The organism is Allobosea sp. GW821-FHT09G06, from assembly GCF_059416005.1.
The window spans coordinates 1,289,106-1,312,703 of sequence record NZ_JBWKOI010000001.1; the positions used below are offsets into that span (position 1 = coordinate 1,289,106).

Below are 23,598 nucleotides of genomic sequence, written 5' to 3' on the forward strand. Positions count from 1 at the left end.
TTTTCGGCATGAGATGCTCGGGTCAAGCCCGAGCATGACCGCTGCTTCTACGGCGGCGGGGCGATGCGGGTGCTGCGCTTGAGCTGGGCTCGCTCGAAGGCGAGCACGATCGGCAGCGAGAAGACCAGCGGCAGGATGAGATAGAACATCCGCCAGACCAGCAGCGCCGCGAAGACGGCCGGCGCCGGAACGCCCGGCATCACCGCGAGGAAGACCGCCTCCATCACGCCGACGCCGCCGGGGACCTGGCTGAGCAGGCCTGCCGAGAACGAGAGCAGGAAGGCGCCGAGCACGATCAGGAAACCCGGATTGCCTTGGTCCGGCAGGGCGAAATAGATGATGCCGGCGGCGCCCGCGAGTTCGAGCGGGGCTGCGAGATATTGCCGGGCGACGATCGGCAGGCGCGGGTAGATGATCTCGAATTTGCCGATCTTCAGCGGCTTGAAGCGCAGCCACGAGCCGACCGTGTAAAGCGCGACGAAGGCGAGCATGCCGATGCCGATCAGCCGCGCGGTGTTGTCGGTGATCGCGAACCATTTCGACATCCGCTCCAGCGGATGCAGGATCTGCGGCTCGTAGATGAGCACGAGCCCCATCAGGAAGATGGTGCCGAAGGCGAAGGTGAAGGAGCAGAGCGCCACGAGCACCGCGACCTCCGCCGCCGTCAGGCCCTTCGCCGTATAGGCGCGGTAGCGCACCATGCCGCCCGAGAAGACCGAGGCGCCGATATTGTGCGAGAGCGCATAGGTCACGAAGGAGCAGAGCGAGATATAGAACCAGGAGATGCCCTTCTCCTTGCCGAGATGGATCAGGGCGATGCGGTCGTACCAGGCGAGCGCGGCATAGGCGACCAGTGTCGCGAGCGCTGCGTGGAGGAAGGCTTCCGGCGGAATCACCGCGATCTTGTGGCCGATGCGGTGGGCGATGATCTTGATGCTCTGCCAGAGCCCGGCATCGGCGAGCAGCGCCTCGATCGTGGCGTCCGAGCCGGCCTCGGCCTTGAGCTTGTCCCAGAGCAGTTCGACGGACCAGATGACCGCGACGAGCCCGATGATCGGCCAGAGATAGTCGAGATAGCGTTTCATGAAAGGCCGCGGGCTCGGAAAAAGATGGTGACGGGTCGGGGGCCCACGTCGTCACCGCTGCGGCGCGAACCTATCCCCTCTGTGCCAGCGGGGGAGGGCGAGGGCAAGCGTTTGAGCCTGCTCACCCTCACCCAAGGTCAGGGGCGTGAAGCGGCGGTCACTTGCCGTTCTTCTTCAGCCAGTCCTGCATCATCGCGACCTCCTTCTCCTGGTCGCGGATGACGCTCTCGGCGAGCTTGCGAATCTCCGGGTCCTTGCCATGGGCGAGGACGATCTTGGCCATGTCGATCGCGCCCTGATGATGCGGGATCATGCCACGGACGAAATCGGCATCGGCATCACCGGAATAGGGGATGTCCATGTCCTTGTGCATCTTCGCATTGGCGTCGCGATAGGCCTTGGTCGAGGCGCTGTCGCCGGGCTTGGCCGTCGCAGCCGAGGCACCGTGGCCGGCATGGCCGCCATGGGACTGCTGGGCCTGGGCCGCGCCGGCAAGCAGGCCGGCGGCGAGAAGGGCTGCCAGGACGGTGGCGGTGCGGTTCATCTCGTCTCATCCTCGATCGGGCGTGAAGGCGGATCGCGCCTCGCAAGCGCTTGGATCCATCGTGATGTCCGGCCGGGGAGGCGGGACGGGGCGCGATGCCGTGACGCCGGGCATGCATCGGCATGCGGTGATCTTTCGACCTCGATCATGTCATGATCGCGGCAGATTCCCTGCGAGCCGCCGAACAGCCCTTCATGACCCAGAACCTGACCATCACCCTGACCGGTACGACCGACCTGCCGCCCGGCAAGATCGCGACGATCGTGACCTCGCTCGAAATGTTCGCGCGGCCGCCGGAGCGGCCCGATCCGGCCGGGATCGAAGGTTTTTCGCTTGATGCGATCGGACGCTCCGATGTCGAGCGCTATCTCGCCGTCTACCGCCTGCTAGGCGAGCGCTGGATGTGGTTCAGCCGCCTGACGAAGCCGCGCGCCGAGATCGAGGCGATCCTCGCCGACCCGGCGGTCGAGCTCTACGCGGTTCGCTTCGAGGGGCGCGATGTCGGCCTGCTCGAGCTGGATTTCCGCGTGCCGGGCGAGGGCGAGCTCGCCTTCTTCGGGTTGGACGAGGCTGTGGTCGGCAAGGGCGCCGGCCGGTGGCTGATGAACCGGGCGCTGGCGCTGGCCTGGGCCAAGCCGATTGCGCGCTTCTGGGTGCATACCTGCACGCTCGACCACCCGGCCGCGCTCGCCTTCTACCAGCGCTCGGGCTTCACGGTGTTCAAGCGCGGGGTCGAGGTCGACGACGACCCGCGCCTCACCGGCAAGATGCGGCGGGACTCCGTCGAACACCATCCCGTCATCGCATGACAAAAGGGCGGCGCCCGCGAGGACGCCGCCCTTTTCTCTGAACTCGTGAGACCGGCTTCAGACGCGCGAGCGCAGCCCGATCGCGTCCATGCTGGCCTGGTCACGGGCGGCTTCCGCCGCGCGTTCCGAGGCGCGCTCGCGATCGTCGAGAATCTCGACCTTCTTCATGTCCTCGAAGGCTTCCTGCAACTCGGCCTTGGCCTCGTCGAGCTGGCCCTTCAGGTTGTCCGCTGACTGGCGCAGGTTATCGCGGCGGCCGAGGGCTGCCTTGGCATAGGTCGGATAGGCAAAATGGGCGGGGTCCGCGATGCCGGCACGGGATTCCTCGGCCTGAATCTCGCGATCGAGATCGCTCGCCATCCGGTGAAAATCGGCGATCATCATCTCGATCTGGCTTACCCGGCGACGTTTCTCGTCGACCTGGAAGCGCTTGAGCCGAAGAAGCGTCTCTCGCGACTTCATGTCGTTTTCAACTCCTGATTACGCATCAGCGCTGCCGACCCCTCGGCGCACGCCAGAACTCCATCCGCGAGACGAGGAGCAACATGGCGCAAGGAGGTTGACCTTTCCTTACCGGAACGGGCTGCCTTTGACGCATGATCCGCCCGCGTTCCGGCTGCTGCCGCCGGCTGTCGGGATCATCTAGTGAGTGAGGGAGCGTGGCCGTTCGGCCGATTTGCCTCCCGCGGATATCCTGTCTTGGCTGCCTCTTCTCGTTTCGGCGGGCATGGCCCCCTGCTTTCCGGCCTGGCGCTGACCCGCATCATCGGCTGGGGCTCGACCTTCTATTCGCCCTCGGTTCTGGTCGGCGCGCTCGATCGCGAGATCGGGCTCAATGCCGAGATCGTCTTCGGCGGCATCACCATCCTGCTGATCACCGGGGCGCTGGTTGCCCCCGCGATCGGGCGCGTGCTCGACCGCGAGGGCACGCGGCGCTCGATGTGCATGGGCGCGGTGATCTGCGCGCTCGGGCTCGGCGTGCTGTCGCTGGCGCAGGGGCCTGTGAGCTATCTCGCGAGCTGGTTCGTGATCGGGCTCGGCCACGCGATGTCGCTCGCCAATACCGGCAACGTCACGATCTCCCAATTGATGGGTGACCGGACACGGCGGGTGATCGGCCTGATGATGCTGGTCACGGGGCTCGCCTCCAGCGTGTTCTGGCCCCTGACCGCGGCTCTGATGAACGCCTACGGCTGGCGGACGACCTTGCTCATCTTCGCTGGAATGCAGCTCCTGATCGTGCTGCCGATCTATGCGGCGATCCCGCGCTATCACCGCGCTGCCGCGCCGGCGGCCGCCTCGGCGACCGCTCAGGGGGCTGGATCGGCGGGCGAACATGGCAGCGTGCCGGCGCATGCGCGGCGGGCGGCCTTCTGGCTGGTGGCGCTCGCCTTTTCCGCCAGCGGGCTCGTTTCCTGGGGCCTGCCGCTGCATTTGATCAGCCTGTTCCAGGAGGCCGGGCTGACGCAGGCCGAGGCCGTCTGGGTCGCGACGCTCAGCGGCCCCGCGACGCTCGCCGCGCGCGCCATCGATGCGACTTTGGGCGAGCGGCTGCCGGCCGAGAAGGTCGCGCTGTTCGGCCTGCTGCTGGGGCCTGTCCTGTGCCTGGCGCTGCCCTTCGTCGCGATGACGATCACGGCGGCTGCGATCTTCGTCACGCTGTTCAGCGCGGCGCTCGGCGTGATCTCGATCGCACGGGCGACGCTGCCGCTGGCCCTGTTCGGCCGCAACGGCTTCGCGACGATGCTCGGCAAGCTCACCGTGCCGCAGAACATGACCTTCGCCGCGGCGCCGCTGCTCTTTGCGGTGATGGTCGAGCGGCTTGGTGCCAGCCCGACACTGATGATCTCGGCGGCCATTCAGGCTGTGGGGTTCGCAGCGATGTTCGCGCTGGTGCGGATGGTGGCGCGCCGCTGAGCCCGCGTTCAAATCCGGGCGAGCAGGGCTGCGATGGCGAGCGCGGCGGGCAGGGCCTGGATATAGAGGATCTTGCGGCTCGCGGTCGCCGCGCCGAAGAGCCCGGCGACGAGGACGCAGCCCAGGAAGAACAGCTTGATCGCGAAGCCTTCCGCGCCGAGCCAGAGCCCCCAGGCGAGGCCGGCGACGAGGAAGCCGTTATAGAGCCCCTGATTGGCGGCGAGCACCTTGGAACGCGCAGCGAAGTCCGGCGTGAGGCCGAAGGCCTTGTGGCCGCGCGGGGTGTCCCACCAGACCATCTCCAGAATGACGATGTAGACATGGATCAGCGCGACGAGGCCGATCAGAAGCGCTGCGATCATCGGTCGGACATCCTGCGGCGTGGGGTCTGGGCAATGATTAGACCGTACCGCTCATGATGGCGGCAAGGCGGGCGTAGCATTCATGCAGCGGGGTCGCGTCGTCCTTGGCCTGCTTGAGGAAGGCTTCGAGCGCGGGATGAAGGCGGATCGCCTCGTCGACCTCGGCCGAGGCACCCTGGCGATAGGCGCCGAGGCGAATCAGTTCTTCCATGTCGGCATAGGTCGCGAGCGTCGAGCGGGCCTTCTGCACGACCGGATAATAGGCCGGGTCGCAGGAGCGCGGCATCGTACGCGAGACCGATTTCAGGATGTTGACGGCCGGATAGCGGCCGCGCTCGGCGATGGAGCGCTCCATCACGATATGGCCGTCGAGGATGCCGCGCACCGCGTCGGCGACCGGTTCGTCATGGTCGCCGCCATCGACCAGCACGGTGAAGAGGCCGGTGATCGCGCCGTCGCCGGTGCCGGGGCCGGCGCGTTCGAGCAGGCGCGGCAGTTCTGCGAAGACGGTCGGGGTGTAGCCCTTGGTGGTGGGCGGCTCGCCGGCGGCCAGCCCGATCTCGCGCATCGCCATGGCGAAGCGCGTCACGGAATCCATCAGGCACATCACCTGCAGGCCGCGATCGCGGAAATATTCGGCGAGCGTCAGCGTCGTCAGCGCCGCCTGCTTGCGCATCAGGGCCGGTTCGTCAGAGGTCGCGACGACGACGATCGAGCGGGCGAGGCCCTGCGGCCCGAGATCCTCCTGAAGGAACTCCTGCACCTCGCGGCCACGCTCGCCGACGAGGCCGATGATGTTGACGTCGGCCTGCGCGTAACGTGCGAGCATCGAGAGCAGCACGGATTTGCCGACGCCGGAGCCGGCGAAGATGCCCATGCGCTGGCCGATGCAGCAGGTCAGGAAGGTATTGAGCGCGCGCACGCCGAGGTCGAGCGGTCGCCCGACGCGGCGCCGCTTATGGGCGTTCGGGGGATCGTTGCGATAGGCGAAGAGCGTGTCGCCTTGCGGCAGGGGCGGGCCGCCATCGACGGGGCGGCCGAGCGCATCGACGACGCGGCCGAGCCAGGCCGGCGTGGGGCGCAGGCCCGGCTGGGCACGATCGACATGGACGGGGCAGCCGCGACGGACGCCGTCCAGCCCGCCGAAGGGCATGACCAGCGCCTTGTCGCCGGAGAAGCCGACGACCTCGCAGGGAACGCGCGTGCCCGGCGCGATCTCGATGCCGACGCGCCCGCCCAGGCTCATCGCACCGATCGGCCCGGCGACCTCGACGAGCAGGCCGCGCACGCCGATGACGCGGCCATAGATCGTCACGCCCTCGATATGCTCGATGGCGGTCGCCAAAGCGGAGAGGCGGTCATGGCCGTGGGACGGGGAATTCATCGCATCGTGTCAGCGTGGCCGGAAGGGTTCGCGCGCATCATAGCGGCCGTCGGGAGCCCTGTGGATGATTTGGTAAGGGTTCCTAACAAATTGCGCTCATTTACCAGCTGTTAAGCTCTGTGGTTAAGACTGCAAATCGAGGCTGCCGCGTGTCGCAAGGCGATTATCGCCCTGTTTCCCGAAGCAAGCTTCCGCGAAAGGCGCTTTCGCGGCCGAGAAGTTCAGCGATCCGTGTCAAATTCGACTCACTTGGACAAGGATCGTTCACTTTCTCCGAGGAAGCGCTTGCGCTCGGGAATCACGGTTTGTTAACCAGTTTCCTCGTAGCGTGTCGCGTGGCGTTTCATTGGGCAAGTGCGTCGTCGTCCAGGGCCGAACGGTCCGGGCGGAAACAACGGTCAAACCTGCCCTGCGGGCGAAATTGGGGACGTGGACATGCGGGTTCTGCTGATCGAGGACGATAGCGCGACCGCTCAAAGCATCGAGCTTATGCTCAAATCGGAGAGCTTCAACGTCTATACGACGGACCTCGGCGAAGAGGGCGTCGATCTCGGCAAGCTCTACGATTACGACATCATCCTGCTCGACCTGAACCTCCCCGACATGTCGGGCTACGAGGTGCTGCGCTCGCTTCGCGTCGCAAAGGTCAAGACGCCGATCCTGATCCTCTCCGGCCTCGCCGGCATCGAGGACAAGGTGAAGGGTCTCGGCTTCGGCGCCGACGACTATCTCACCAAGCCGTTCCACAAGGACGAGCTCGTCGCCCGCATCCATGCGATCGTGCGCCGCTCGAAGGGCCATGCCCAGTCGGTCATCACCACCGGCGACCTGGTCGTCAATCTCGACACCAAGACGGTCGAGGTCGATGCCGCCCGCGTGCACCTGACCGGCAAGGAATATCAGATGCTGGAGCTGCTCTCGCTCCGCAAGGGCACGACGCTCACCAAGGAGATGTTCCTCAACCATCTCTATGGCGGCATGGACGAGCCCGAACTCAAGATCATCGACGTCTTCATCTGCAAGCTGCGCAAGAAGCTCGCCAACGCGTCGGACGGCAAGAACTACATCGAGACCGTCTGGGGCCGCGGCTATGTCCTGCGCGAGCCGTCCGAAGTCGACGAGCGCATCCCGGCCTGATGCATTTCCGTCGCCCGCCCGTCATCGGGCGGTCATGAAGCGACGGCATACCAGTTCTTGACCTGATCGTCGGATGTACACGACAGGTCGACGGGGACCCCGCCGAGAGGCGGGGTTTTTGTTTGTGCGGTGCGCGTCGCTAATGGCCGTCGGGGGCTGACTGTCTCTGCGTCGTCATTCCGGGGGCGTCCGAAGGGCGAGCCCGGATCCATGGTACGGCATTCGCCGTCCTGGCCGGGCTTGTGGCGAGCGTCACGAACTGGAACAGCGTCGTGTTCATGCGTTCCGGGCTCTTCGCTGACGCGAAGCCCCGGAATGACGAGACTATTCCGGCAACGGGGGGCTTTGGCTCTCAGCCGCGCAGCGCGGTGGCGGTGATGGCGGGGCGCGGCCGCAGACTTGGCGCAGGAGAGGTGGCGACGGGGGCGGCTGCCATCCCGGCGTGCCGGTAGAGGCCGCGGTGCTGCGGGTCGCAGGTCAGCTTCGTCGCCAGTCCCAGCACGGTTTCGGCCGCGCCGAGCACGAAGGCACCGTCGGGCACCAGGCGCGGCGTCAGCATCTCCAGCACCTTCACCTTGGTCGGCACGTCGAAATAGATCAGGACGTTGCGGCAGAAGACCACGTCGAAGCGGCCGAACTGGTCGTTGCGCTCCAGCAGGTTGTGCTGCTTGAACTCGACCATCGCGCGGATGCGCTGCGAGACCTGCCATTTGTCGCCGACCTGCTGGAAATGCTTCAGCAGCATCTGGATCGGCAGGCCGCGCTGGATCTCGAACTGGCTGTAGATGCCGGCGCGGGCCTTTTCGAGGATCTCCGCTGAGATATCCGTCCCGAGAATCTCGATCTTCCAGCCGGCGAGCCGGTCGCCGAGCTCGTCGATCAGCATGGCCAGCGAATAGGCCTCCTGGCCGCTGGAGACGGCGGCGCACCAGATCCGCAGCGAGCGGCTGGCGGCGTTGGCGGCGAGCCGCTCGGGCAGGATGACGTCGCGGAACAGGTTGAACGGCGTCTGGTCGCGGAAGAACAGGGTCTCGTTCGTGGTCATCGCATCGACCACGGCGCTTTCGAGGCCCGGATCGCGGGAGAGCCTGAGCTGGCGGACGAGCGCCTCGAGATCGGCGATGCCGCGCCGGCGGCAGAGGATGCCGAGCCGGCTCTCGGCGAGATAGCGCTTGTCCGCGGTCAGCGACAGGCCGGAGCGCTGTTGCAGCAGAAGGCGCAGGAAGGCGAAATCGGCTTCGGTCATGCCGTTTGCACCCCGCGCACGAGGCAGCGGATTGAGGCCCCGATCTCGTCGAGCGCGACGACGGTGCTGGCATGGCGGGCCCGCACGACCGAACCGGGCATCCCCCAGATCGTGCTGCTCGGCTCATCCTGGGCGATGACGGCGGCGCCGGCCTTGCGCAAGGCTCCGGCGCCATCGGTGCCGTCGCTGCCCATGCCGGTGAGGACGAGGCCGAGCGCGGCCGCGCCAAGATGGCGGGCAGCATCGCCGAACAGCACATCGACGGCCGGCCGGCAGAAATTGACGGGCGGCTCGTCGCCGATGCGGGCGACGATATGGCCGAGCCGGCGGTCGATGCCGAGATGGCGGCCGCCGGGCGCGATATAGACCGTGCCGCGCATCAGGCGCTCGCCGTCGAAAGGCTCGCGGGCGGGGACACCGATATGGTTGGCGACCTGCTCGGCGAAGGAGGCGGTGAAGAGCGGCGGCATATGCTGGACGACGATCGTGGTGAGGTCGTTGAGGCCCTCGCCGATGTCGAACAGCACCTTGGCGACGGCGCGAGGGCCGCCCGTCGAGGCGCCGATCACGAGATAGCGCGGCATCACCGAAACGAGCGGGCGCAGGTTGACGGGCCCCGCATGCGGCAGGTCGGTGTCGATCTCGGGCGGCAGCGCGCCGGGCCTGACCGGCGTGTGGACGATGTTGCCGAGCTTGAGCAGGAACTCGCTGCGGAAGTCGAGCGACAGCGTCATGCCGCTGCGGCTGTCCGGCTTGGAGACGACGTCCATCGCGCCCCGGGTCATGCATTCCAGCGCGAGGCGGGTATTGCGCTCGTTCAGGGTCGCGGCGAGCAGGACGCCCGTGTTCGGGCTTTCCCTGAGGATCTGGGGCAGGGCGGCGGCGCCGTCGACGCCAGGCATGTCGAGGTCGAGCACCATCACGTCGGGCTTGAAGCGGGTCGCGTGGGCGACCGCGGTCTCGCCGTCGCCGGCGACGGCGACGACATGGAAATTGCCGGCCTCGCCCAGCCAGCGCGCGAAGAGCCCGCGCACGACGACGGAATCGTCGGCGATCACCACGGTTTTGTGCCGCGATGCGGGGCTTGCGGGAAGCGCGCGCGGAGACAACATCGGCATGTTTCTCTCTAGGCTGGCGGCATAGGCGAAGGCATCTCGGTCAAGGCGTCGCCGATGCGTTGCCGCATCGGCAGGCTTCGGCTCAGAGCAATCCGACCTGATGGAATTTCGAAGCCACGATCTCCTTGTCGAAGGGCTTCATGATGTATTCGTCGGCGCCTGCGTGCATGGCGCGGGCGATATGGGCGATGTCGTTCTCGGTGGTGCAGAAGACCACCTTGGGGCGCTTGCCGCCCGGCATCTGGCGCAGGGTTCGCAGGAACTCGTAGCCGTCCATGATCGGCATGTTCCAGTCGAGCAGCACGGCGTCCGGCATTTCGCCCTTGCAGGCGTCGATGGCGCGCGCGCCATCCTCGGCCTCGGCGATGCGGAACTGCAGCCCTTCCAGGATGCGGCGGGCCACCTTGCGGATCACCGCTGAGTCGTCGACGACGAGGCAGTATTTCATGACTGGGTCTCCAAAAACTGTGGCGTTGCCGTCAGGCCGCGCTGCGAAGGTCGAGATCGAGGACGGCGTCGAGGTCGAGGACGACGAGAAGCTCGCCGGCCAGGCGATGGATGCCCGTCGCCAGCGCCGCCCAGACGCGATCGAGATGAACCGGAAGCGGCTCGAAGGTGGACCGGTCGAGCCGGATGACCTCGCCGACCGCATCGACGATGAGCGCATAGGCCTCGCCGCCATGGTCGATGCCGATCGCGGTCAATTCGGTGCGGCCCTGTCCGTCGAGCCGCAGGGGAGCGGGGCGCCCAAGCCGCTTGCGCAGGCAGATCGCGGTGACGATGCGGCCGCGCAGGTTGATCAGGCCGACGATCTCGTCGGGCGCGCGCGGGACGACCGTGATGCGGTTGGCGATGAAGACGTCCTGGACGCGGCCGATCGGCAGGCCGAGCAGCTGCTCGCCGACGCGGATCGTCACATAGTCGAGCGAATCGCCGAAGCCAGGCGCGGCGGGCACGGGAGAATGAGGTTCGTTCGCCATCATGCCGCATGCCTCAGGTCGGCGCCGGCCGTATTGAGCTCGCTCAGCAGGGCGCGACGGTCGAATTTCGCGACGACATCGTCGAAACCGGCCTGGACAGCCCGCATGTGCAGGTCCGGCGTGGCGCAAGTGGTGAGCCCGAGGATGCGCAGGCGCTCCCCCTTGGCCCGCTCGCGCAGGATCGCGGCAAAGGCGAAGGCGGCGTCGCTGTCGCGATCGAGATCGAGCATCGCGGTCATGATCGGCTCGCCGCCGGCGAGCCCCGTCTCGCTGAAGTCGGACAGCGTCGCGATGGTCCGGCCCGAAGCCTTCAGGACCGGGCCGAGCATGTCGCGCAGGAAGTCGGAGGGTTCGACCAGCAGGATCCGGCCGGGAAGCTCCGCGCTACGCCCGCCCGCGAACCAGCCGGGCTCGTTCAGCGGCAGATAGTGGGCGAGATCGAGAACGTCGGTGGCGCGGCCGCGGATCATGGCCGACCCGATGATGCCGCGCTCCTCCGCCGCCGCCATTTCCAGCTCGAAGGTGTCCTCGACGATGTCGACGATCGCCTCGACGGCGAGCGCCACCGTGAGGTCGCCGTTCGAGACGATGACCAGCGGCTGGATGCCCTTGTCGCGCAGCTGCGTCTCCGCCACCGGCGTCACCGGAACCAGGCGCCCGCGATAATGCAGCAATGTGCGGCTGCCGCTACGCTGGAACTCGCCGGCCTCGATCTCCTCGAGCCGCGTGACGAGGGAGAGCGGCAGCGCCTGGAGGCTGCCGGTGCCGGCGCGGAAGACGAGCATGGTCGTACGCTCGCCGCGATGCACCTGGGCTGCCGTCTCGCGCGGTTCCTGTTGGACATCCTCGGTGATCGCCGCCCCGACCAGGCGCGCGACTCCGTTGGGATCGACGATGAGCACGACGGTGCCGTCGCCGAGGATCGTGTTGCCGGAAAACAGGTGGATGTGGCGCAGCTTGCTCGACATCGGCTTCACCACGATTTCCTCGGTGTGGAAGACGCTGTCGACGAGAATGCCGAACTGCCGCTCGCCGATCTGGGTGACGACGATGAAGCCCTCGCCATCCGTCCGCCCGGCATGTTCCTTGCCGGAGGAGGCCATCAGCCCCGGCAGCGAGACGATCGGCAGCAGGCGCCCGCGCAGCCGCAGCACCGGAGCGCCGTTGATCTCCTCGATGCGGTTGTCGTCGCCGGCCTTCGCCCGCACCAGCTCGCGCACGGCGATCTGGGGGATGGCGTAGCGGTCCTCGCCGGCGACCACGATCAGCGCGGAGATGATGGCGAGGGTCAGCGGTATCTTGATGGTGATGGTCGTGCCGAGGCCGGGGCGGCTCGCGACATCGACCGTGCCGCCGATCGAATCGACATTCGCCTTGACGACATCCATGCCGACGCCGCGGCCCGAGACGGCCGTCACGTTGTCGGCGGTGGAGAAGCCGGGATGGAAGATGAAGCGGCCGATCTGACCGTCGCTCAGCCGTTCAAGCTCCGCCTCCGTGGCCAGACCCTTGGCGATGGCCTTGTCGCGGATGCGCTCGATGTTGAGGCCGCGCCCGTCATCGGCGATCGAGATCGTGACCGAGCCGCCCTCGTGATAGGCGGCGAGGCGGATCGTGCCGTGCTCGAGCTTGCCGGCCTCGCGCCGGTCGGCCGGCAATTCGATCGCATGGTCGGCGCAGTTGCGGACCATGTGGATCAGCGGGTCCTTGATCAGGTCGAGGATCTGCCGATCGAGCTCGGTCTCGGCGCCTTCGGTGATCAGCTCGATGCGCTTGCCCAGTTCCGCGCTGAGATCGCGCACGATGCGCGGCAGCTTCGACCAGGCGTTGCCGATCGGCTGCATGCGCGTCTTCATCACGCCGTCCTGCAGTTCGGCGGTGATCAGCGACAGGCGCTGGAGCGGGGCCTTGAGCCCGGCATCCTCCTGCCGCCTGGAGACCTCGAGGAGCTGGTTGCGCGTCAGGACCAGCTCCGAGACCATCGTCATCAGATGCTCGATCGTATCGACATTGACGCGCAGCGTGGCCGGGCCCGTGTTGCTGCTGCGCACCGGGCCATGCGTCTCCTCGGCCGGGGCGGCGATTTCGTGGCCTTCGATCCGGCCGTCGGGACCGCGCTGCGGGCCCGGCGCGCTGCGAAAGATGATGTCTTCCGCGCTGCTCGCGACAGGGGCGGCCTGGCCGTGGCGCGCGAGATAAGCCGCGACCGGATCGAGCGAAGGATCGGCCGGCGGATTCAGCTTGAGCTCGCCCTTGGCATGCTCGGCCAGCGCGAACAATTCGCCGATCAGCGTCTCGTCATTGCCTTCCGGCTCCTGCCCCTTTTCGGCGAGTTCGGCCAGAATGTCCTTGATCCGGTCGATGGTCTCCAGGATCGCGGTGACGGCGCTGGGCTTGACGGTCGCGCCGTCGCGGAACTGGCCGATCACCGACTCGGCGGCATGGGTCAGCGCTTCCAGCCGGGGCAGGCCGATGAAGCCGCAGGTGCCCTTCACCGTATGCACCAGCCGGAAGATGTTCCGCAGGATGTCGCGGTCGTTGGGGTCCTGCTCGAAGCGAACGAGTTCCCGATCGACCGTGTCGAGATTCTCGCCGGTCTCCGTCAGGAACTCTTGCAGCAGCTCGTCCATGCAGGAACTTCACTCAACGCGGAACGCTGCAGGAACTAAAGCAGGAGAACGGTTTATGATCGGTTGAGATCGCGCCTCGACCGGTAACGATCGTTCACGCAGCCTTGGTGGCCTTGATCGTCACCGTGTCGCCCTCGATGGCGAAGGTGATGCCCATCCCGGCGGCACGGGCGACCATGCCGGTATAGAGCGGCTGGACGGCGTGGGCGTCGATCGTGCCCGTCTCCGAACGCCCGGCGATGAGCTCTTCGACATGAGCGGGAATCCGGGCATGCGAGCCGGTCGCGGTGATCTCGAACGTGCCCTGCTCGCCCTCGACGGTCGCGCGCGAGACGAGCTTGCCGCCGCGCGGCACGGCCTGCGTCGCCAGCACCAGCAGGTTGAGCAGGAGCTTGACCTGGTTCTTCGGCAGCAGGGCGCGCGGCGCCTCCCAGTCGAGCGAGAGCTTCTCGTCGTTGAGGAAGCCGTTGGCGACATTGCCGGCATCGCCGAGATCGATCATCGCGCCGGCCGAACCGGCTGCGCCGAAGGCGAGACGGGCGAATTGCAGGCGGGCCGAGGCGGCGCGCGCGCTCTTCTTGATCAGCTCCAGCGCGAAATCGCGCATCGACGGATCGTCTTCCTCCAGAACCTCGAGAGCGTTGACAATCGCGCCGACCGGGCTGATCACGTCATGACAGACACGGCTGCAGAGAAGCGCAGCCAGATCGAGCGGCTCGAGCGAGATGTCGGTCATGGGGGCTGGGTCCTGGGAAACGGTGATGCGCCGGAATTGGGGCGTCGTTGTCGCTTGATATGCTGGCATCTTGGTTTTCATGTGGTTAATCGCCATATCGGGAGCGATTACGGGAAGGATGGGCCGCGATGATCGGCCATGACGATCCCCGCCTGCGCGATCGCGACGGGCTGGGGCGCAAATTGGCGGAAGCTGCCGGCGTGAGCGCCGCGGTCCTGCTGGCGAAGCGGGCAGCGCGCGACGTCCGGATGAAGAGCGACGGCACGCCGGTCTGCTCCGCGGACCTTGCGGCTGATCACGCCGCCAAGGACGCTTTGGCGCGCCTGCTGCCGGGCTTTCCGATCGTCAGCGAGGAAACCGCGCAGGACGCGGCGCCCGGCGCGATCTTCATCCTGCTCGACCCGCTCGACGGCACGCGCGAGTTCCTTGCGGGCGGCGACAGCTACTGCGTGGCGATCGCCGTGGTCAGCGACGGCCGCCCGATCGCGGGCGCGATCGCGGCCCCGGCCATCGGACGACTCTGGTTCTCAGGCGAGCATGCCTTTGAACAGGATTTCGCTCCGGACGGCGCCCTTCTGGGCGAAGCGCGGCGGACGAGCGTCCGGGCCGTGCCGGGCGAGGGGCCGGTCGCGCTGGTCAGCCGCTTCCATGGCGACGGTCGCAGCGACGGCATCGCGGCCTCGATGTGTTGCAGCAAGGGCATCCCGGTCTCGTCGGCGGTGAAATTCGGGATGATCGCCTCGGGCGAGGCCGATATCCATGTCCGCTGCGGCCAGACGATGGAATGGGACATCGCGGCCGGCGATGCCATTCTCTCGGCGGCGGGCGGGATCGTGCTGACCCTGGACGGCACGCTGCCGGATTACGGCCGCAGCGAGCGGCAGTTCCGCAACCCGCCTTTCGTGGCGGCATCGAGCGAAGCCCTGGCCCGGCAGGCGATCGCCGGGGATTGTGGCGGCTAAGGCCGAGCGGCTAGCGGGCGACGGAGCGCAGTACGGCGTTCCAGCGGCTTTCGGCCTGCGCCAGCAAGCCGGCTTCCCGCAGGAAACGCTGGCGGTTCTCGGCCGAGCGGAATAGGTAAAGGCGCGATCCGATCACCGCGAACAGGCTGGGATCGCTTTCGACGGCGACGCCATTGGCGACACCGGTTGGATCGAAGCCGCCAAAGGCCGGCGCGTAGATCTGCGGAGCGTCGCGGAAGGCTTCGAGATTGGCCTGCGAGGCGAAGCGCCAGACGAAGCGGTTCTGGATGAGCTCATATTCGGCGCGTCCGGCCAGCGGCTTTGCACCGAGTCGATAGGAGACAGGATCGAAGCCGTTGATGGCGAGACCGGTGTGCAGGTCCCGCTGCATCACCTCGCCGAGCGACGGCATGTCCGGCAGGGCCGGGAAGGGCACGGGCGTCGCCGCGGCCGGCGTGGCGGAAGGGGTACTCGCCAGGGCTGGCCGTCCGGTCGGGGAGAGGATCGAGAGACAAGCCGCGAGCAAGACCCAGCGCTGCCTTGTTGCGGCCTTCATCGCATCAAATCCTCAATGGGACCTCATCCCGGGCCGAGCGGCTCTCCGGAATCTTCACGCCTTGGATAGATTTACGGCGTATCAAATCCGTTACCGAATTGATTCGCATTCGCCGAGCGTCACGTTTCGACGTTCGGTCGGGCGGCGGATGGCCCAGGATCGGCCCGCCCCCCGGCCCGTCTCGCCTCCATCCCGGGCCGGCTGCCGCGCAGCCTTCGCCGGTGCCGAGCGGACGGACGATCGAACCGCCCCGGCGCTCTGCCTTGTCTGGCGCCCTGCCTGGAGATGTCGCTGATGACCCAGACCCGCCGCAATCTGATCACGGGCGGTCTCGCCGTGGCCGGCGCGAGCCTGAGCGGGATGCCGCTTCCGGCGCTCGCCCAGAAGTACAAGGAACAGCAATCGTTCACCCAGAACGAACTCGTCGGCTCCGGCCACAAGTTCTTCGGCAACGTCTCGCGTGGGCTTGCGCTGACGATCGAGGAGGCGGTGCGCCGCTGGGGCGAGCCGAACGGCTATGTCCTTGGCCAGGAAGCCTCCGGCGCCTTCGTCGGCGGCCTGCGCTATGGCGAGGGTCAGCTCTATACCCGTAATGCCGGTGACCGCCGCGTATTCTGGCAAGGACCTTCGATCGGCTTCGATTTCGGCGGCGAGGGCGCGCGCACGATGATGCTGGTCTACAACCTGCCGGTGGTCGACGCGCTCTACCAGCGCTTCGCCGGTGTCGATGGCTCGGCCTATTTCATCGGCGGCTTCGGCTTCACCGCGCTCACGGCCGAGGGCATCACCGTGGTGCCGATCCGCACCGGCGTCGGCTGGCGGCTCGGCGTCAATCTCGGCTATCTCAAGTTCACGCAGCAGGCGACCTGGAACCCGTTCTAGGCCGGGGCGACTAGCTCTGGCCATGGCGCTCCCGCCATGGCAGATTCGGCCTCAGCCCATAGCCGGGAGTCCTGAGACTTGATCGAAGCCGCCATGCTGTTCGCGCTCGGCTTCCTCTGCGCCGCCCTCATGGCCCTGGCGGCCGTGCCGGCGCTGGCGCGGCGGGCCGACAGGCTGGCGCGCAAGCGGGCCGAGGCCGCATTCCCGTTGTCGCTCGCCGAAATCGCTGCCGATCGCGATCATCTGCGCGCCGAGCTTGCCCTGCGCATGCGCTCGGCCGAGCAAGATGCCGAGCGCGGCTTCGCCGCCAAGGCCGGCGCGATGCAGGAACTCGGCCGGCGCGACATGACGATCGGCCGGCTGGAACGCGAGCTCGGCGAGCGCGACGACCGGATCGGCGGGCTCGAAATCGATCTCGCGCAGACACGCGGCGAGCTTGCCGATACGCAGACCGCGCTCGCCAGTGAACGGTCCGGCCATGTTGAAACCACTGCCACGCTCGAGAAGCGGGTGGCGGATCTCGCAAGCCTCGAACGCAATCTGGAAGAGACGCGCTCGGCCTTGACCGGCACCGGCGCCGATCTGGTCGCGCGCAACGGCGAGCTGGATCGTGAGCGGGAGACGGTCGGGCGGATCGAGACCTTGCTGGCGGAGCGCGAGCGGGAGCTGGCTGAGAGCCGTAGTGGTGCCGAGAAATTGCGCGTCGCGCAGGTCGAGGACGGAACCCGCATCATGGTGCTGCAGGCCAAGGGCGACGAGCTTGCGGACAAGCTCGCCGTGACCGAGAAGCGCCTCGTCCAGAGCGAGGCTGCGCTGCGCGCGATGACCGGCGAGCGCGATGGCGAGCGGGTGCGGGCCGATGCCTTCGATGCGCGGGCCGCACAGGCCGAGGCCGGGCTCGCGGCGGCCGATGCCCGCGCCAGCGCGGCAGGCGTGGCGGCGCAGCAGCTCGACACGCAGCTTCGGCAGGAACAGGCCGACCATGCCGCGACCAGGGACATGCGCGGCGCACTGGATTTGGCGCTGACCGCTGCGAAGGACGACCATGAGGCGGCCAAGCGGCGAAACCGGGAGGAGGTCGCGACCTTGCAGAACGCTCAGAACGAACGCGAGAGCCAGATCGAGATGTTGCGGGCCGAGCTTCAGACGCTGCAGGGCGCGCTGACCCAGGCGCGGGACGATCGCACCAAACTCATGGACGAGATTTCCGGTCTTCGCCGGGCAGGGGGTGCGGGCGCCAACGACGCAGCCCTGCGCCAGGAGATCGTCAAGCTGGCGGACCGGCTGATGAGCGCGGCGCCGAAGCGCGAGGCGGCGGAATAGGCGCGGCCGCAGGCATCCTCGGCCGTCGAATTCTTCGCCGACAGCGGATTTCACTTTGCCATTCGATGTTCTAGGAAGGCTGTGTTCCCCGGCGTTCCCACGCCATCTGAATGGTTTGAAACGTGACCGACAGCCGCTTCGATCTCCTTTGCCTCGGCGAACCGCTCGGCGAGTTCAATGCGACCCGCGCCGAGAGCGGCGCCTTCCTGTTCGGCCATGGCGGCGACACCTCGAATTGCGCGGTCGCGGCCGCGCGCCAGGGCATGTCGGTCGGCTATCTCGGGGCGCTCGGCGATGACAGCGCCGGCCATTCGATCCGCGGCCTGTGGAAGCGCGAAGGCGTCGACGACAGCCATGTCGCGACCCATCCGAGCGCGCCGACCGGTCTCTATTTCGTCGATCACGGCCCTTCCGGTCACGTCTTCTCCTATCTGCGCGCCGGCTCGGCCGCGAGCCTCTACGGTCCGCGCGACCTGCCGCGCGATCTGATCCGCTCCGCCCGGATCATCCAGGCCTCCGGCATCAGCCAGGCGATCTCGGCCAGCGCCTGCGACGCGGTGTTCGATGCATTCGATACCGCGCGCAAGGCCGGTGTGCTCACCGCCTACGACACCAATCTGCGCCTGAAGCTCTGGCCGCTGACCCGCGCCAGGGCGATCATCCACGCCGCCTGCGCCATGGCCGACATCATCCTGCCCGGCCTCGACGACGCGACGCAGCTCACGGGGCTGAACAACCCCGATGCCATCGTCGATTTCTATCTTGGGCTTGGTGCGCGCGTGGTCGCGCTGACGCTCGGCCATGAGGGCTCGCTGGTGGCGACGCCGGTCCGGCGCGAGCGCTTCCGGCCGATCAAGGTCGATGCGATCGACGCGACGGGCGCGGGCGATTGCTATGACGGCGCCTTCCTCGCCGAATACCTGCGCACGGGCGATGCCTTCGCCGCCGGTGCCTATGCCAATGTCGCGGCGGCGCTCTCGACGCTGGGCTATGGCGCAGTCGCGCCGCTGCCGCGCCGCGCCGATGTCGAGGCACGCATCGCCGCGGAGGCGCGTTCCTGATGAGCGTTCCGGTTCTGAAGAGGGCAGGCGATCTCCTCGCCCGCTACGATGTGCTGATCAGCGATGTCTGGGGCGTCGTGCATGACGGGCTCTGGGCGCTGGAGCCGGCCTGCGAGGCCTTGATGGCCTATCGCGAACGCGGCGGCACGGTGGTGCTGCTCTCGAACGCGCCGGGGCCGTCGCAGCAGGTCGCCGGGCTGCTCGATGCCAAGCGCGTGCCGCGCGAGGCCTGGGACCGGCTGGTCACCTCCGGCGACGTGACGCGCGCCCTGATCGCGCAGAGCCACCACAAGCGCGCCTACCATATCGGCTGGCAGAGCGACCGGGCCGTGTTCGACGGGCTCGATGTCACGCTCGTCGATGAGGACAAGGCCGATATCGTCGTCGCGACCGAGCTCAACGACTACCGCACCGAGACGCCGGAGCAGTACCGGCCATTGCTGGAGCGCTTTGCCCGGCGCGGCCTGCCCTTCATCTGCGGCAATCCCGATCTCGTCGTGCATGTCGGCGAGGACCTGCTGCCCTGCGCCGGTGCGCTGGCGACGATCTATGAGGAACTCGGCGGCTCCGTCGCCTGGGCCGGCAAGCCCTATCGCCCGGCCTATGACCTTGCGCTCGCGGCGGCGGCCGATGCCCGTGGCGGCCGGCCGGTTGAGACCGGCAAGGTGCTGGTGATCGGCGACGCTGTGCGCACCGATCTGGCCGGTGCACGCCTGATGGGCTTTGACAGCCTGTTCATCGCGGGCGGCATCCATCGCGACGAGACGATGCGGGGCGGGGAGGTCGATGCGGCCGGCCTCGCCAAGGTGATGGACGGATTGCCCGTCCAGCCGATCGCGGCGATGGGCGCGTTGGCCTGAGGCGCGTGTTCAGTGCGCGTCGCCCGTGCGGGCGTCGCGCAAGGTCGTCAGCGTGATGACGATGCAGAGCAGCATGCCGATGATCGACAGGATCGCTGCCGCGCGGAAGCCGACCATGAAGGCTTCGCTGGCCCGCGCCAACATCGGCCCGGCCTGATCGGGCGAAAGCCCCGCGGCCAGCGCCAGTGCGCCGCCCAAAGTCGAGCGGGCCGGAGCGAGCGCATCCGCACTGACGCCGGACACCGCGACATCCGCCATGCGGTTGCGATAGAGCGCGGCGCCCAGGCTGCCGAGCACGGCGATGCCGAGCGCGCCGCCGAGTTCGGCCGAGGTTTCCGACATGGCCGAGGCCGCGCCGGTGCGCTCGGGCGGGGCCGAGCCGACGACGATGCCGGTCGTCAGCGTGATCACCGGCGTGAAGCCGATCGAGAACACGACCGAGGCTGCGACGATCTGGATCAGGCTCGGTGCGAAGACGAGCCAGGTGAAGCCGATCGCCGAGAGCGCCATGCCGCCCGCCATCAAGGTTGCCGGCTTGTAGCGCCCGACCAGAGCGGGCGTGACGAAGGAGGCGAGCGTGAAGGCGATAGCCGAAGGCAGCGACCAGAGCCCGGCTTGCAGCGGCGTCAAACCGGCGACGAGCTGGAAATACTGCGCCATGAAGATGAAGCTGCCGAACATGAAGAGGATGCCGGCGAGGTTGATCGCGAGCGCCGCTCGGAAGGCGGGAATCCGGAACATCGCGAGATCGACCATCGGGTCGGCGAGCCGCTTCTGGCGCCGGATGAAAATCAGGACGAAGGCGAGGCCGACGAGGATCGCCGCTGCGGCCAGCCAATCGAAGCCCTCGGCCGCCCAGTGCTTGATGCCGTAAACGAGGCTCAGCACGGCCGCGAGTGAGAGCAGCGCGCTGAAGACATCGAGGCTGCCGGCATTCGGGGCGCGGTATTCCGGCAGCAGGATGGGACCGATCGCGAGCAGGAGCAGCATCGGCGGCACGGCGATCAGGAAGACCGAGCCCCACCAGAAATACTCGATCAGGAAGCCGCCGACGACCGGGCCGATAATCGCGCCGGCCGAAAAGCTGGCGATCCACATCGAGATCGCGAAGGTGCGTTCCTTCTCGTCGGTGAACATCACCGTGATCAGCGAGAGCGTCGAGGGCGCGAGCGTTGCGCCGGCGATGCCGAGCACCGCGCGCATCGCGATCAGCATCTCCGCGCTGTTCGAGAAGGCGGCCACCGTCGAGGCGACGCCGAAGAAGGCGGCGCCGATCATCAGCAGGCGGCGACGGCCGATGCGATCGCCCAGCGTGCCCATGGTCATCAGGAAGCCGGCGACCATGAAGCCGTAGATGTCGATGATCCAGAGCAGCTGGCTGGCGCTCGGCTTCAATTCGCGCGTCAGCGTCGGCACCGCGAGGTTCAGCACCGTCAGATCCATCGAATAGATCATGCAGGGCAGGGCGATCGCGATCAGGCCGAGCCATTCGCGCCGCGTCGCCTTCTCGCCCCGGATCGAAGCGGGTGCCGCCGTCATGGTTGTCTCGCAAGTCTGGTTGTCAGGCGGGCTCTCTGCCACGATAGCGCGGCCAAAATTGGCAGGAGAGGTGATTTTCGCCTTCCGGTCGCAGCCTGCCGCTATCCGGGCTGCGTTGCCGGAGGCTTGCGCAGATGCGTGGCGATGTCCTGCCAGAGGCCTTGCAGCGGGCGGAAGACGAAGCGCACCGTCGACTTGCCGGGAGGCACGACGACAGCGCGGAACAGGACATTGGCGCGCAGCAATTCGGCGGGCCGGCCGTCGATCTCGACCTGCCACCAATGGTGCCAGACATCGTTGAGCACGAGATAGCCGCCGCGTGCCGTCTCGGCCGCGAGCGTCACGGTCGTGGTGCCGTAGTCGCGGATCGCGACGCTGTTCGCTCCGAGCGGGCCGGTGGGCAAGGGCGGGGGATCGCGGTCGAGCAGGACGGTGCGGCGCGGGTCGAAATCCACAGGCCATTCGCCGGTCTTCAGGATCGCGTCGAAATCTGCTTTCCGGGCCTCTGTCACCAGCAGCACGCGCGGCAGAGCGTGCTGGTTCTCGTAGACGAAGGCGTCCTTGGTGCGGGCGATCTGCCTGAGGTCGCCGGGTTTCAGTCGCTTGTCGATCTGCTCGACCGGCACGCCGGTCGCGATGAAGCGCAAGCCCAGCATATCGGCGAGCAGCGAGCGGTAGCCCGGCATCAGGGGGGAGAAGGTGCGCTGGTCGGGCAGGGCGACATGGTCCCCCGCACCGGTCGCCTTGCTATAGAGGCCGAGGCGCAGCGGGTTGTAGCCCAGCGTGTTGTCGAGATCGTGGACGAGGCTGGCATTCGGCCAGTGGAAATCGATGGCCGCGAGCTCGATGCGGTCGCGCCGGTCTGGCGCCATGGTGCGGGCCGTTTCGCGCTTCAGCAGCGCAATGGTGTCGTTGCTGCTGTTCTTGCGCAGGACGTCATAGGTCTGCGCGGGCAGGGCGGTGGATTCGCTCGGGCCATTGTTGACGGCGAGATCCATGGTCAATGTCGCCGCCAGCACGATGGTCGCTGCGAGGATGGAACCGCGTCTCGATAGTCCGCGCGCAGCGATGAGGCCGCCGAGCGAGAGCATGCCGCAGAGCGCCGCGATGATCAGCGGCATGGTGGCGACCGGGATGCGCCCGACCGTCCAGGCGAGCCAGAGCGCGAAGGCGAGCGCACCTGCGAAGATCAGGGCTTCGAGGGCGATCTGCCAGGGCCGCGCCTTGGGTGCTGCGCCGGTCATGACGAGATGGGTGAGGTAGCCGCCGAGCAAAGCGAGCAGGGCGCCGAGGATGAAGAGCGCATCGGCCGGGCGGCGGTAGAAGCTGATGCCCGGCAGTTCGAACAGCACCCGGAAGGCCGGCGTGTAGCGGCCGAGCGCGAAGAGCAGGACGATGATCGCCGCGACCGTGAGCGGGACGATCTCGCGCCGCCAGAGCGCGCCACGGACGAGGCCGACCGTCAGGATCAGTCCCATCGGCAGCAGGCCGAGATAGAGCTGGCTCATGTTGCGGGCGAGGAAGAGCCCGAGCGGCCCGAAGCGCGCCTCCCAGGCCGGGCTTGGCGCGCCCCAGAAATCGGCGAGCGGCCCGGCCGCGCCGTAGAGATTGGCGAAGAGCCCGGTCAGCAGGGCTGCCGGGTGGAGCGATCCTTTGCCGGCCTCGACGAAATCGATGACGGGGCGGTTCGATTCCTGCGCTATGAAGGCGGTCAGCAGGATCGGCACCGTCGCGACGAGGATGGCGCCGAGCGTGCCTGCGACGAGCGGCGGCAGGCTGGTGCGGAAGGCGCGCCATGGGTTCTGCGCCATCAGGATGGCGGCGACGGTGAGCCCGGCGAGGACATAGACGCCCAGAAGCGCGACCTGATCGCGCCCCAGCACCATGAAGCCGGAAGCGATGCCGGCGGCGAAGCCATAGGCGATCGAGCTGCGTTCCAGCGCCCGGGACAGCAGGAACAGCGTGATCGCAAAATAGCCAAGGCTCAGCACCTGCCCGACATGCTGGATGCGCCATGCGGCGGCCGCGCCGAAGGCGAAGGAGAGCGCTGCGACGACCGCGCCGGCCGGATGCCAGCCGCGGTCGCGGAAGATCATGACGATCGACAGAGCGCCGAGCAGCAAGGTGCCGAGGAGGGCGCCGTCGCTCCAGCGGAAGTCGGGAGTCGGATTCAGCGCCGCGATCAGGGCAAAGGAGGGCGAGAAGATCAGCGATTGCGGATCGGCGACCTGCGGCGAGCCGGAGAAGACATAAGGCGTCCAGAACGGCGAGAGGCCCTTGTGGAAGGCATCGGCGAGGAACTGGAGCTGCGGATGGAAATGCGCCTTGGCGTCCCAGGGTATGGTCAGCGTGCCCGAGAGCCACGGCCATGACAGGGCAAGCCAGGCGATGAACACGATCGCGCAGACGCTGGCGAGCGGCCAGCGTCCGGGACTGTCGGGCAGGGTGTCGTCGGGCGCGGGCATCA

The 23,598-nt window shown here is 67.6% G+C and carries 22 protein-coding genes; 8 read left to right on the plus strand and 14 right to left on the minus strand.

Annotated elements, in window-relative coordinates; genetic code table 11:
- Positions 1-47 precede the first annotated feature (47 nt).
- Both AC07NY_RS06260 and copM read right to left on the minus strand, forming a co-directional pair.
- Positions 48-1,085, minus strand: coding sequence for a lysylphosphatidylglycerol synthase transmembrane domain-containing protein (locus tag AC07NY_RS06260; RefSeq protein WP_494582563.1), 1,038 nt, complete (start codon positions 1,083-1,085; stop codon positions 48-50).
- Positions 1,086-1,242: 157 nt separating this feature from the next.
- Entirely contained in the window at positions 1,243-1,629 is a 387-nt protein-coding gene (gene copM, locus AC07NY_RS06265) for a CopM family metallochaperone (protein WP_492284899.1), read from the minus strand.
- Between the two features lie 152 nt (positions 1,630-1,781).
- Here copM and AC07NY_RS06270 point away from each other — a divergent pair, with 152 nt between their 5' ends.
- Complete coding sequence (locus AC07NY_RS06270) at positions 1,782-2,438, plus strand: GNAT family N-acetyltransferase (RefSeq protein WP_494582565.1); 657 nt, start codon at positions 1,782-1,784, stop codon at positions 2,436-2,438.
- Between the two features lie 57 nt (positions 2,439-2,495).
- Here the strand turns inward: AC07NY_RS06270 and fliJ are convergent, their stop codons facing one another.
- Complete coding sequence (gene fliJ / locus AC07NY_RS06275) at positions 2,496-2,900, minus strand: flagellar export protein FliJ (protein WP_492284897.1); 405 nt, start codon at positions 2,898-2,900, stop codon at positions 2,496-2,498.
- A 237-nt stretch (positions 2,901-3,137) separates the two neighbouring features.
- On the opposite strand from fliJ, the gene AC07NY_RS06280 reads away from it, so the two are divergent.
- Positions 3,138-4,355, plus strand: coding sequence for an MFS transporter (locus AC07NY_RS06280; protein WP_494582567.1), 1,218 nt, complete (start codon positions 3,138-3,140; stop codon positions 4,353-4,355).
- An 8-nt stretch (positions 4,356-4,363) separates the two neighbouring features.
- Here the strand turns inward: AC07NY_RS06280 and AC07NY_RS06285 are convergent, their stop codons facing one another.
- Together AC07NY_RS06285 and fliI are read right to left on the minus strand one after the other, a co-directional pair.
- On the minus strand, positions 4,364-4,717 hold the full coding sequence (locus tag AC07NY_RS06285) for a DUF1304 domain-containing protein (RefSeq protein ID WP_494582569.1): 354 nt from the start codon (positions 4,715-4,717) through the stop codon (positions 4,364-4,366).
- Between the two features lie 37 nt (positions 4,718-4,754).
- Complete coding sequence (fliI, locus tag AC07NY_RS06290; RefSeq protein WP_494582571.1) at positions 4,755-6,101, minus strand: flagellar protein export ATPase FliI; 1,347 nt, start codon at positions 6,099-6,101, stop codon at positions 4,755-4,757.
- A gap of 435 nt (positions 6,102-6,536) precedes the next feature.
- On the opposite strand from fliI, the gene ctrA reads away from it, so the two are divergent.
- Positions 6,537-7,238 (plus strand): response regulator transcription factor CtrA, encoded by a 702-nt coding sequence (gene ctrA / locus AC07NY_RS06295; RefSeq protein ID WP_265055836.1) that lies wholly within the window; start codon positions 6,537-6,539, stop codon positions 7,236-7,238.
- 352 nt (positions 7,239-7,590) lie between these two features.
- On the opposite strand, the gene AC07NY_RS06300 is transcribed toward ctrA, so the two are convergent.
- From AC07NY_RS06300 to chpT, 6 genes are all read right to left on the minus strand, one after another.
- Positions 7,591-8,484: a CheR family methyltransferase gene (locus AC07NY_RS06300; RefSeq protein WP_492284892.1), complete on the minus strand. Its 894-nt coding sequence runs from the start codon at positions 8,482-8,484 to the stop codon at positions 7,591-7,593.
- Entirely contained in the window at positions 8,481-9,602 is a 1,122-nt protein-coding gene (cheB, locus tag AC07NY_RS06305; RefSeq protein WP_492284891.1) for a chemotaxis-specific protein-glutamate methyltransferase CheB, read from the minus strand. Before cheB ends, AC07NY_RS06300 begins: the two co-directional genes overlap by 4 nt.
- A gap of 82 nt (positions 9,603-9,684) precedes the next feature.
- Positions 9,685-10,050 carry a response regulator gene (locus tag AC07NY_RS06310; RefSeq protein WP_038359309.1) on the minus strand — a complete coding sequence of 122 codons (366 nt, stop codon included), beginning with the start codon at positions 10,048-10,050 and terminating at the stop codon, positions 9,685-9,687.
- A gap of 31 nt (positions 10,051-10,081) precedes the next feature.
- Positions 10,082-10,585 carry a chemotaxis protein CheW gene (locus AC07NY_RS06315; RefSeq protein WP_494582574.1) on the minus strand — a complete coding sequence of 168 codons (504 nt, stop codon included), beginning with the start codon at positions 10,583-10,585 and terminating at the stop codon, positions 10,082-10,084.
- Positions 10,582-13,212 carry a chemotaxis protein CheW gene (locus tag AC07NY_RS06320; protein WP_494582576.1) on the minus strand — a complete coding sequence of 877 codons (2,631 nt, stop codon included), beginning with the start codon at positions 13,210-13,212 and terminating at the stop codon, positions 10,582-10,584. Before AC07NY_RS06320 ends, AC07NY_RS06315 begins: the two co-directional genes overlap by 4 nt.
- 94 nt (positions 13,213-13,306) lie before the next feature.
- Positions 13,307-13,948, minus strand: a complete 642-nt coding sequence (gene chpT / locus AC07NY_RS06325) for a histidine phosphotransferase ChpT (protein ID WP_492284888.1) — start codon at positions 13,946-13,948, stop codon at positions 13,307-13,309.
- A gap of 128 nt (positions 13,949-14,076) precedes the next feature.
- Between chpT and AC07NY_RS06330 the strand changes: the two genes are divergently transcribed.
- On the plus strand, positions 14,077-14,910 hold the full coding sequence (locus AC07NY_RS06330; protein WP_494582577.1) for a 3'(2'),5'-bisphosphate nucleotidase CysQ family protein: 834 nt from the start codon (positions 14,077-14,079) through the stop codon (positions 14,908-14,910).
- A gap of 10 nt (positions 14,911-14,920) precedes the next feature.
- On the opposite strand, the gene AC07NY_RS06335 is transcribed toward AC07NY_RS06330, so the two are convergent.
- Positions 14,921-15,466, minus strand: coding sequence for a YHS domain-containing (seleno)protein (locus AC07NY_RS06335; RefSeq protein WP_494582579.1), 546 nt, complete (start codon positions 15,464-15,466; stop codon positions 14,921-14,923).
- A gap of 360 nt (positions 15,467-15,826) precedes the next feature.
- Between AC07NY_RS06335 and AC07NY_RS06340 the strand changes: the two genes are divergently transcribed.
- From AC07NY_RS06340 to AC07NY_RS06355, 4 genes are all read left to right on the plus strand, one after another.
- Complete coding sequence (locus AC07NY_RS06340) at positions 15,827-16,348, plus strand: DUF1134 domain-containing protein (RefSeq protein WP_492286071.1); 522 nt, start codon at positions 15,827-15,829, stop codon at positions 16,346-16,348.
- A gap of 78 nt (positions 16,349-16,426) precedes the next feature.
- Positions 16,427-17,671 (plus strand): hypothetical protein, encoded by a 1,245-nt coding sequence (locus tag AC07NY_RS06345; RefSeq protein ID WP_494582581.1) that lies wholly within the window; start codon positions 16,427-16,429, stop codon positions 17,669-17,671.
- A gap of 122 nt (positions 17,672-17,793) precedes the next feature.
- The gene (locus AC07NY_RS06350; protein ID WP_494582583.1) at positions 17,794-18,732 is read left to right on the plus strand and encodes a sugar kinase; all 939 of its coding nucleotides are present in this window, start codon (positions 17,794-17,796) and stop codon (positions 18,730-18,732) included.
- Positions 18,732-19,592: a TIGR01459 family HAD-type hydrolase gene (locus tag AC07NY_RS06355; RefSeq protein WP_494582584.1), complete on the plus strand. Its 861-nt coding sequence runs from the start codon at positions 18,732-18,734 to the stop codon at positions 19,590-19,592. Before AC07NY_RS06350 ends, AC07NY_RS06355 begins: the two co-directional genes overlap by 1 nt.
- A 9-nt stretch (positions 19,593-19,601) precedes the next feature.
- On the opposite strand, the gene AC07NY_RS06360 is transcribed toward AC07NY_RS06355, so the two are convergent.
- Both AC07NY_RS06360 and AC07NY_RS06365 read right to left on the minus strand, forming a co-directional pair.
- On the minus strand, positions 19,602-21,131 hold the full coding sequence (locus AC07NY_RS06360) for an MFS transporter (RefSeq protein ID WP_494582585.1): 1,530 nt from the start codon (positions 21,129-21,131) through the stop codon (positions 19,602-19,604).
- Positions 21,132-21,232: 101 nt separating this feature from the next.
- The gene (locus AC07NY_RS06365; protein WP_494582587.1) at positions 21,233-23,596 is read right to left on the minus strand and encodes a hypothetical protein; all 2,364 of its coding nucleotides are present in this window, start codon (positions 23,594-23,596) and stop codon (positions 21,233-21,235) included.
- Between the last annotated feature and the right edge of the window lie 2 nt (positions 23,597-23,598).